Source organism: bacterium, from assembly GCA_035528375.1.
Taxonomy (GTDB): Bacteria; RBG-13-66-14; RBG-13-66-14; order RBG-13-66-14; family RBG-13-66-14; genus RBG-13-66-14.
In genome coordinates this window covers 1-9,606 of record DATKYS010000099.1, presented here as the reverse complement: position 1 = coordinate 9,606, position 9,606 = coordinate 1, and the positions used below count along the sequence as shown (strand labels likewise).

The following is a 9,606-nucleotide window of genomic DNA, read 5'->3' as shown; positions in this document are numbered from 1 at the left end:
GTGAGGGCTTCCTTAAAAATCGGGCGGGTGTGGACACCCGCCCCTACGCCCAACGAACACAAGACGTAGGGGCCGACCGACGGCGCGCCGTTTAGGTCGGCCCGAGGGCGGGTCTAAAGACCCGCCCCTACATCATTGCAGTCAGTGGTGAGGGCTGCCTTGAATAAACGGCGGGGATAGGAATCCCCGTCCTACGGCAATTGCACGATTCAGGAACGACCATCCACGGTCATCCGAATCCTTCCCGGCGTACACAGGGATTGCGTCAACGCTTTTGCGGCGGCTTCCAGTCCAGGTGCCCGTAGGCGTCGCAGCGGGAGCAGAGGTGGATTTTCCGCCGCTCGCCCCGGGCGAGGATTTTTCGCAAATCGCCCACGACGGGGCCGTTCCAGATTTCCAGGGCGGTGTTCAGGTTCGCGTCGCCTATCACGCCGCGTCCCACCACATCCCAGCAGCACAGCACCGCCCGGCCGTCGGTGAAGAAGAACATCTCGCCCAAAATCTTCGGGCAGGGCTTGAGGACCACGTCGGCCTCGGTCTGGCCGGACCAGGGCCAGCGGTAGAGCTGCACGAGCTCCACCCGGTCGGCCAGCGGCTCCCAGTAACGCTCGAACTCGTCCCGCTCGCCCGCGTTTTCGGGCATCTCGATCATGCGCACGTGGGTGGTGCAGTCGGTGCACTTGGCGAGCTCGCAGAAGCGTGTGACGCGCTCGTAGACGGCGTCGCGGTCTATGCCGGGCCGCGTTATTCCGTAAACCTCGGTCGAGACGGCGTCAATGGAGAAGCGGACCTCGTCGAGACCGAGCTCCAGGAGCGCGCGCGCCCTCTTTTCGGGCAGAAGCTCGCCGTTGGTGTTGAGCTCCACCCGCGCCGTGGGGTCCTCTTTAATGTACCCGACGATTTCCTCCAGCCGGACGTCGCAAAGCGGCTCGTTCTGCAGGAAGGGGCGGTAGGTGACGCCCAGGCCGCGGGTCTCGCCGATGATTTTCCGCCAGAGCCGCTCCTCCATCCTCACCGGGCCCCGCTCGAGGTCCTTCTGAAGGCAGAAGGGGCAGGCGGCGTTGCAGGCGGTGGTGGTCTCGATCTGGATGAACCGGGGCGCGGGGGGGAAGTCGCTGAAGCGGTCGGGGTTTTCCATGGTTCGGTTCCCAGGCTTGCTATGCGGATGGTATCTTCCGTATACTAATCCTTTGAGTTGGGAAAAACCACCCCCACGAAGGAGCGAAATGAGGAAGGTCTTGATTTCGATTTTCACGCTGGTCGCCCTGATCCTCCTGACCGGCGCCGATTCCGGCGAGGTCTGGGGTCCGGACGCGCCCGAGACGACGAGCAACCACGACCACGCCCGGCCGCAGGTGATCGTCATCATGCTGGTGCCAGGCGCCAACATGACGGCCGTGACGACCTTCAACGCCACCCAGCACGTGAACCGCATGGAGCACGTCTCGGGCCAGATCTACCGCCTCTACCTCGAAGCGGGGACCGACATGGTAGCCGCCCGTCAGGCGTATGCCAGGAACGCCCTGTTCACCAGGGTGGACTACGAGGTCGAGGTCAGCTACGAGGTCCACGCCGGTTGCTCGTCCGGCGGTGGTGTGAGCGCGGGGACGTAGGCCGCCTCTTTAGACGCGGTTCTTGGTGAGGCATGTCGGGTCGCTGCGGAGGCCGTCATCCCCGTGGGGAGATGGTCCGGTTCGTCGTGCTATAATCCCAAAAAGTTCCACAAACGATAAGCCCCGGGGGTCGCGTGATGAAGACCACGGTACGATTCGTTTTCCTGTTCGCGCTTTTGTGCGCCGTGACCGGTGTCTCGGCGCGCCAGGTCACGGCGGTCCGGACCCAGGTTCCCCCCCTGATAGACGGCCGCCTGACCGACATCGGCTGGACGCAGGCCGAGGCGACGACGGGCTTCGTTTACCGCGGGATCGGTCTCCCCTGGCCCGCCTCCCAGCAGACCCTGGTGCGCGTGCTCTACGACTCGGACGCCCTCTACATCGGCGTGGCCTGCTACGAGACAGAGGTGGACGAGATCGTCGCCGACATGGTGTACCACGACGATCCCCTGTGGCTGGACGACTCCTTCGCCATCTTTCTGGACACCTTCGACGACGGACGCTCGGCGTACATGCTCGTGGTCAACCCCCTGGGTACCCGCTACGACGCCTATTTCACCCAGGACGGCCAGTACATAGACAGCGCCTGGGACGGGGACTGGAAGGCGGCGGCGGGCATCGAGGAGGACCGCTGGGTGGCCGAGTTCAAAATACCCTGGCGGGAGCTGCACTACGTGGACCCCACCGACGGCTGGGGGATAGACTTCTGGCGCAACGAGATTCCCAACGACGAGTCCTCCATCTGGAGCAACCTGGACACCAACCTCTACAAGGTCAGCAAATTCGGCCGCCTGGAGGGCATCCGGGACCTGGGGATCCCCGTGACCGTCAGCTTCGTGCCCTACGGCACGGCCAAACGGCAGTGGAACGACGTGGAGGACGCAATCCTCTGGGAAGACCCCACCCTCATCGAGACCGGGGTGGAGGATACCTTCTCGGGCGGGATAGACATTGACTTCCGCCCCTTCCCGGCGATGAGCATCGTGGGCAGCATCAACCCCGATTACGCCCAGATAGAGAGCGACCTGGACGAGCTGAACCTCTCCCGCGACGAGCTGTACCTCAACGAGAAGAGGCCCTTCTTCCGCGACGGCAAATCCCTGTTCGACCTGCCGCTGGAGCTCTTCTACTCCCGGCGGCTCCAGGACATCTATTACGCCGGAAAGCTCTACGGCAAGCTCGGCGGCCTGCGCTACTACCTCCTCGACGTGGAGGGCACCGTGGCCGACAAGGCCGACCTCTCCTACTACCGCGGCGACTGGTGGAGGGAACGTTTCAACGCCAACGTGGCTGCGGTGCGCCTGACCCACGACATCTTCGAGTCCAGCGCCGTGGGGCTCACGGCCATCAACAAGTACCAGCGCGAGCGGATGACCATCGAGTCGCACGGACCCTTCGATTGGGAGTACGTGACGGCAGCCGAGCCGCTCAACGACACCACGCTGGGGCTGGATTTCAGCTGGGCCACGGATTTCGGCCTCCAGGCCACGGGTGAGTTCGCCTACGAGACCAACCCCGAGCGCGATGTGGACGACTACGCCTGGTACGTGGGCGCCGAGTGGAACGACCCCAACTGGACGATCGGCATCCAGGGCCAGCAGGTGCAGCCCAATTTCGACGCCGAGATGGGCTACCTGCCCTACACGGACCTGGACACCCTGGGCGGGTACGCGTACGTGGAGTACCTGTGGGGCATCTGGGAGGGGTGGTTCAAGGACGTGTACGTCGGCGGCGATTACTACCACTACGACCAGAACACCGACGAACTGTTGGCCTACCAGGGGTGGAGCGGATACGTCGGGGTGGACTTCCTCTGGGGGCTGACGCTCTACGGCAGCTACTGGAACAACTACGACACCGAGGAGATAACCGAGACCGAGCGTTTCTCCTACCAGAACGGTACCTACTCCGGCACCCTGGGGTTCAACCTGGATCGCTACTCGGGCCTGGGGCTGACCTACGTCGGCGGCGACTTCTACGGGTACGACCTCAACTACTGGGAGCTGGAGTACTCCTATGCGCTGTTCTCGGGGCTGACCTTCGAGGGGGGGGTGGAGTTCGAGAAGCTGGCGGACAAGGACATCCTCGGCGCCCCGGGGATGGACGATCTCGGTTGGGAGGGCCAGCACTGGTTCGTGAACCTCGGCATGACCGCGAAGTTCGTAGACGAGGTGTGGTTGCGGGTCTTCGGCCAGCGGAACACCTTCGGCGGACGGGAGGAGCTCAACGCCCTTCTGGCCTATAACTACCTCCCGGGCAGCTACGTTTACCTGGTGTACAACCTCCTCCAGCCCACGACCCGCGAGGAGGCGGAGCACATCCTGTTCCTGAAGCTCACCTTCGCGTTGGACATCTGAGTCGGGCGGAAATGGTCAGGCTTTGCTTTCCGAGGGGATTCGAGCCGGGTGGCGGGAGGCTCGCGCTGATGACCAGGGCGGCACGCATCCCGGGGGCTCCGTCATGAGCGGTTCTTCCGGCATGTCCATCGGCGAGAAAGTATTAATCGGTCTCCTGGCCGTCGTCGGCGTATTCACGCTGACCAGCTCCTTCTTCTGGTCGCTGTGGATTTTCCTGCGCTGGTTCCTGGGGCCGCTTTTACTGGTAGGGTTGATCGTCTACATCGTGGTGCGCTGCCGGGAAAGGAAAAAGCGATGACCGGAGGTTCCGAGGGTGCCGGGTGCCTTTTGGCGGGGTTGATGTTCCCGCTGGCGCTGGTCGGAATAGGCGTCATTGCGCTGTTAGGCATCATTGCCGGGGTGTTCGGCCTGTTCCTCGGCCTGTTTTGGTTTCTTCTAAAGTGGATTCTCGGGCCGCTCGTCGTCGTCGCCGTCGTCTTTTACCTCATCGGCCGCGCGAAGAGGCGGTAGCACCGCCGCCCAGGGAGGAAAGATGAAACCTCTGACTGGTAGCAAGGGCACGCTCATCGCCTTCGGCATCCTGATCCTGGCCATTCTGGTCGCGTGGATGCTCTTCAAGGGCCTGGTATTCCTCGTCATCTACGCCCTGCCCGCGGTGGTGGTCATCGGCATTATCGTGTGGCTGGTGGCCCGCAAGCGGGAGCGGTAGGGGCCTTCCCCCGATGGAAAGCAACCCCCCTCTCCCATGGGGAGAGGGGATGGGGGTGAGGGACACCTTATAGAAAACGGGCCGACCTGAACGGCGCGCCGTCGGTCGGTCCCTACGTCATCGCAGCGAGGCGTGGGCCGAGGTGAGGGTCGAGGTAGGGAACATAGAAAAAACGGAAGCCCGTAGAAGGGCCGCCCTACATTAAAGAGTGCGTTTTATTGAATGACATTGATAATCCCGGCTAAGCGCGTCTAGCTGAACCCGTGCTCCTCACCGGGGAACTTCCCCCCGCGCACCTCGTCGGAATACTCCCCCACCGCCCTGGCCATCGCCTCGAAGCCATCCAGGTAACGCTTCACGTGCTTGAGCTTCTTCCCGGGCAGCATGTGCAGCATGTCGTGGAAGACTAAAATCTGGCCGTCGGTGTGCGGCCCGGCGCCGATGCCGATGGTGGGGATTTTCACGGCCCCGGTGATGCGGCGCGCGAGCTCCGTCGGGACGAGCTCGAGCACGATGGCGAAGGCCCCGGCCCGCTCTATTTTCTCCGCCTCCCGGAGCATCAGCTCGGCCTGGGCGGCGTCGCGCCCCTGCACCCGGTATCCGCCGATGCGGTGGATCGCCTGGGGGGTCAGCCCCAGATGCCCCATCACCGGGATGCCGGCGTCGGAAATCGCCCCGACCACGCGCTCGATGCCCGGCTGCCACTCGATTTTTACCCCCTGCGCCCCGCAGGCGACGAACTCCCCGGCGTTGCGCACCGCCTCGATCTCGCCCAAAGAGAACGACAGGAACGGCATGTCGCCCACGAGCATGGCCCGCTTCAGGGCCCGGTCCACGATGCGCGTGTGGTAGAGCATGTCGTCCATCGTAACCCGGAGGGTGGTCGGCTCGCCGTGGATGACGTTGCCCAGGCTGTCGCCCACGAGGACGAGGTCCACCCCCGCCTCGTCGCAGACCAGGGCGCTCGGGTAGTCGTAGGCCGTCAGGCAGACGATTTTTGCCCCATCTGCCTTCTTCGCGGTAATCTGGGCGGCCGTCATCCGCTCGATGGACTGTTCCGTTCCCATCGTCTCCCCCTCGCACTTAGGGAAATTGCTTTATCTCCGCCACTCTTTCGGGTGGCGAGGCACCGGTTCTTTTCAGATTTTCCCAGAGCTCGGCCACGGTCAGGCCGTCCTCGGGGTCCACGAACCCCGGCGTAATCTCGTTCGCCGGCGCGAGGACGAAGTCCCTCCACCGCCGGCGCGGGTGCGGCACGACGATGCCGTCCCGGTCGTAGACAACGTCGCCCAGGTAGATGAGGTCCAGGTCCAGCCGCCGTCCGCCGTCTTCCCGTCTACGGTCCTCGTCGCGGCCGAACTTGCGCTCAGTCCGCCCCAGAAGCGCGATGAGCTCCACGGGGTCGAGGGCGGTCTCCACGAGCGCCGCCGCGTTGTAGAAGCTCTCCCCGGTGGCCTTCCCCTGGGCCTCGGTCTCGTAGACGCCGGAGACTTTGACGACCTTCACGCCTCCGTTTTCCGCGAGCCGGGCCAGACCCTCGGTCAGATTTTTCAGTCGGTCGCCGGAGTTGGACCCCAGGGCGACGATGGCCTGTCTTTTTGGCACGCTCACCGTTCCCGGAGATGCTTCTCGATCAAGACCAGGGCGCGCTCCAGCAATGTTTTGGGCAGCGTGAGAGAGAGCCGGACGCGGCCCCGGCCCGCTTCCCCGAATGCCGAGCCCGGGGTGAGGATGACGCCCGTTTTCTCCAAAAGCGCCCGGCAGAAGGCGACGTCGTCCATCTCCCCGCCCGGAATTTTTAGCCAGAAGTACGTGGCGCCGCCCGGTTTCTCGTGCCGCCACCCCATCCCGTCCAGGAGCGCCGAGACCTTCTCCCGCCGATCGGCGTACACGGCCACCGCCTCGGCCACGGTCGGGTCCCCGTCGTTCAAGGCCACAACGGCCGCCGCCAGGGACGGGGCGAAGATGCCGGCCTGGTAATACATCTCGATTTTCTTCAGCGCGGCCACCGCCCTCGGATGCCCCGCCGCGAAGGCGATGCGCACCCCGGCCATGCCGTAGGCCTTGGAGAGGGTGTGGAACTCGACGGCCACCTCGACGGCTCCGGGGATGGACAGAATCGAGAGCGGCCCGTGGCCGTCGAAGGCGACGAACTGGTAGGCGTTGTCGTAGATTACGAGGGTCTGGGTACGCTCGGCCCACTCCACCAGCTCGGTGAGGAATTTTCGCGTCGTCGCGGCGCCCGTGGGGTTGTTGGGAAAATTGAGGATGATGAAGCGCGCCCGCCCGGCGACCCCGTCCGGTATGTCTGATAATTCGGGGTGCCACCCGAGCTCCGGCTTTAGCTCCAGCCGGTGCACCTCCAATCCAGCCACCTGGGCCGAGCTCAGGTAGGACGGGAAGGCGGGGTCGGGCAGAATCACCAAATCGCCCGGGTCGGCCAGTGCCAGGTTCGCCCGGGAGAGCCCACCCTTGCTGCCGGGCAGGAGGACGATTCCGTCATCGGAAATTTCCACGCCGAAACGGCGGGAGTACCAGTCGCGGATGGCCCCGATGAGCTCGGGCGAGCCGGTGTAGGGGGTGTAGGAGTACTGGGCGGGGTCCGCCGCGGTGACGGCCAGCTCCTCGACGACTTCGGCGGCGGGGCCGAGGTCCGGCCCTCCACGGCCAAGGTCAATTATCTCCAGTCCTTTAGCCGCGGCCTCCCGGCGCCAGAGGGCCATTTCCGAGAAGATGTAGGGCTTTACGGAGGCGAGGCGACGCGAGGGGGAGACATCCACGGGACCCTCCTTCGGGCGCCGCTATTGTAACAAATCGGCAAAGCCCCGTTGTTGTCGGAGTTTGCCGATATTCGGGAGTGTGGGTTGGGAACCTGCCTTCGGCCGCAGATACCATCCCCGTCGCTTTCACGTTCCCAATCCCGACCCTCACCCTAGCCCGTAGGCGAGCCTCTCTCTAGAAGGGAGAGGGGACATGCGGCACCCCTCACCCCCAATCTGCGATGACGTAGGGCGGCCCCTCCGCGGGCCGCCGCATAAACATTACCGACCTCGACCCTCACCCTGACCCTTTCCCACGGGGAGAGGGGACATGCGGCAGCTACTCCATGCCCCGTCCCTCGAAGGTGTACCCCGAAGGGAGTGGGATAGAGGGCGCCTAGTCCAGGTTCAGGCTCCGGCGGGAGATGACCACCCGGTAGTGGCGGCTGTTCTCGGAGTCGTCGCCGGAGAGGTAGATGAACAGCTGGTCGTCGTGGAGTCTGTAATCCTCGGGCGCGAGCTGGTCCCAGCGCGTGTACGGCTCCCCCGGCCCATCGCCGTCGTCGTCGGCGTCCTGGTCCCCGTCGCCCCAGACCTGGACCCCGGGCGCATCGTCCACCGAGTCGTGCTCGAGCTCGGCAATCTGGAGCCAGCCTTTGCCGGCCTCCACCTCGGCCCGGGTGAATTCGTAGGCGACGTAGCCGGCGAAGGGCTCGATGACCGTCTCCGGGTCCCCGCAGGACGAAAGACCCAGGGCGAGGATCGCCGCTGAGGCGATTAAAAGCGTGTTGCGCATCTTACTCCTCCAACTGGTAGAGGATGACGATCCGGTACCACCAGTCGGCCTGGGATTCCAGATGCATCTCCCCGTCGCGCACGTACCAGTCGTTCGCGGAGACCGGGTACCAGGTTGTCATCTCTGAGTCCTGGTCCGTGTAGATGAGGACCATGGGGGAGGTGTCGTCGTTGTTGGGGTCGAAGTGGAGCTCGGCGAAGTCCTCGTACTGGTTGCCCTGGAAGTTGGAGCCGGGTATCTCGTAAACCTTTATCTTCGCGGCTCCCTCCTTGGTGATGCCGACGGGGTCGTAGGAGCAGGCCACGGAAAGGATGTAGCCGGCCGCCACGGCGGCGACGAGCATCAGCACGCCGGTCACGGGTTTAATTTTCATCTTTGCCCTCCTCGGGGCGGGGGGTCGTCATCATCAGCTCCTGGGGGAGGTTGACGAACTCCCTCGACTCGCCGTAGATTTCCGCGTAGCGGGGGTCAATGGTAATCGCCGTATTGTAGTACTCCTCGGATTTCGCGATGTCGCCCAGGGCCCGGTAGCACTGGTAGAGGTCGTAGTAGATGGCGGGCGTGTCGGGCTGAAGCTTCAGGGCGGTCTCGAGCCGCGCGATGGCGTCCGAGTACCTCCCGGCCAGGTAGTACAGTCGGGCGACGTTGCCGTAGGCGTGCGGCAGGTCCTGTCGCAGCGTTATAGCCGCCTCGTAGGCCTCGACGGCGCCCGGAAGGTCGCGCATGTTTTCGCGGGCGCACCCAAGATTGAAGGCCGCCTCGTAGGACGAGGGGTCCAGGCTGGCGGCGCGCTGAAAGGCGTCGCAGGCCTCATCGAAGCGCCGGTTGATCTGGTGGATGACCCCCAGATTGATCCAGGCCGGGGCGAAGTTCGGGTCGAGGCTGATGGTCAGCCGGAAGGCCTCCTCGGCCTCCGGGTAGCATTCGGTCCGGGCCAGGCAGATACCGTGGTTGAAATGGGCTTCGGCGAAAGTCGGGGCGAGCTCGGCGGCGCGGCCGAACTGGATGCCGGCCTGCTCCCAGTCCGGAGGCTCCTCGGCCAGAAACGCCAGGCCGAAGCGGAAGCGCAGCTCCGGGTCGTCGGGATTGTCCCGCACCAGGGCGGCCAGCTCGTCTATCCCGTGACCCGTCTTGGGCTCCTCGGGAGCGCAGCCGGCGAGGATCGCCGACAGGACGGGAAAGAGGATTAAAGCGGCCAGTGACGGATGTGAGACGGTGAACCGGCGCATGTTTCTTCTACGATAAACAACGACGTCGGGTTGCGGACCTGTCCCGAAGCGAGTAACGCCCCGGCGCAACAAAGCAGCGTAATACCCCGTAGGGGCGACCGTCCACGGTCGCCCGCGGGCGGGTGTGGACACCCGCCCCTACG

Annotated in this window: 12 protein-coding genes; 5 read left to right on the top strand and 7 right to left on the bottom strand. The window is 64.6% G+C overall.

Annotated features, from left to right (window positions below; genetic code table 11):
* Window positions 1-265: 265 nt before the first annotated feature.
* Window positions 266-1,138 (bottom strand): radical SAM/SPASM domain-containing protein, encoded by an 873-nt coding sequence (locus tag VM054_07735; protein ID HUT98950.1) that lies wholly within the window; start codon window positions 1,136-1,138, stop codon window positions 266-268.
* 88 nt (window positions 1,139-1,226) lie between these two features.
* On the opposite strand from VM054_07735, the gene VM054_07730 reads away from it, so the two are divergent.
* The 5 genes from VM054_07730 (at window position 1,227) to VM054_07710 (ending at window position 4,679) form a co-directional block, all read left to right on the top strand.
* A complete protein-coding gene (locus tag VM054_07730) occupies window positions 1,227-1,613 on the top strand; it encodes a hypothetical protein (protein ID HUT98949.1) in 387 nt (128 codons plus the stop codon).
* A 137-nt stretch (window positions 1,614-1,750) separates the two neighbouring features.
* Window positions 1,751-3,970, top strand: coding sequence for a DUF5916 domain-containing protein (locus VM054_07725; GenBank protein HUT98948.1), 2,220 nt, complete (start codon window positions 1,751-1,753; stop codon window positions 3,968-3,970).
* Window positions 3,971-4,073: 103 nt separating this feature from the next.
* Window positions 4,074-4,268, top strand: a complete 195-nt coding sequence (locus VM054_07720) for a hypothetical protein (GenBank protein ID HUT98947.1) — start codon at window positions 4,074-4,076, stop codon at window positions 4,266-4,268.
* Entirely contained in the window at window positions 4,265-4,480 is a 216-nt protein-coding gene (locus VM054_07715; GenBank protein ID HUT98946.1) for a hypothetical protein, read from the top strand. Before VM054_07720 ends, VM054_07715 begins: the two co-directional genes overlap by 4 nt.
* A 22-nt stretch (window positions 4,481-4,502) precedes the next feature.
* A complete protein-coding gene (locus VM054_07710; protein ID HUT98945.1) occupies window positions 4,503-4,679 on the top strand; it encodes a hypothetical protein in 177 nt (58 codons plus the stop codon).
* A 251-nt stretch (window positions 4,680-4,930) separates the two neighbouring features.
* Here the strand turns inward: VM054_07710 and panB are convergent, their stop codons facing one another.
* The 6 genes from panB to VM054_07680 all read right to left on the bottom strand — a co-directional run bounded on the left by panB (window position 4,931) and on the right by VM054_07680 (window position 9,463).
* Window positions 4,931-5,746, bottom strand: coding sequence for a 3-methyl-2-oxobutanoate hydroxymethyltransferase (gene panB, locus VM054_07705; protein HUT98944.1), 816 nt, complete (start codon window positions 5,744-5,746; stop codon window positions 4,931-4,933).
* Between the two features lie 16 nt (window positions 5,747-5,762).
* Window positions 5,763-6,284, bottom strand: coding sequence for a 2-amino-4-hydroxy-6-hydroxymethyldihydropteridine diphosphokinase (folK, locus tag VM054_07700; GenBank protein ID HUT98943.1), 522 nt, complete (start codon window positions 6,282-6,284; stop codon window positions 5,763-5,765).
* Between the two features lie 2 nt (window positions 6,285-6,286).
* Window positions 6,287-7,459: an aminotransferase class I/II-fold pyridoxal phosphate-dependent enzyme gene (locus VM054_07695; protein ID HUT98942.1), complete on the bottom strand. Its 1,173-nt coding sequence runs from the start codon at window positions 7,457-7,459 to the stop codon at window positions 6,287-6,289.
* Window positions 7,460-7,835: 376 nt separating this feature from the next.
* The gene (locus VM054_07690; protein ID HUT98941.1) at window positions 7,836-8,234 is read right to left on the bottom strand and encodes a hypothetical protein; all 399 of its coding nucleotides are present in this window, start codon (window positions 8,232-8,234) and stop codon (window positions 7,836-7,838) included.
* 1 nt (window position 8,235) lies between these two features.
* Window positions 8,236-8,607 (bottom strand): hypothetical protein, encoded by a 372-nt coding sequence (locus VM054_07685; protein HUT98940.1) that lies wholly within the window; start codon window positions 8,605-8,607, stop codon window positions 8,236-8,238.
* Window positions 8,597-9,463 carry a tetratricopeptide repeat protein gene (locus tag VM054_07680; protein HUT98939.1) on the bottom strand — a complete coding sequence of 289 codons (867 nt, stop codon included), beginning with the start codon at window positions 9,461-9,463 and terminating at the stop codon, window positions 8,597-8,599. The genes VM054_07685 and VM054_07680 overlap by 11 nt, the downstream gene beginning before the upstream one ends.
* Window positions 9,464-9,606: the final 143 nt, after the last annotated feature.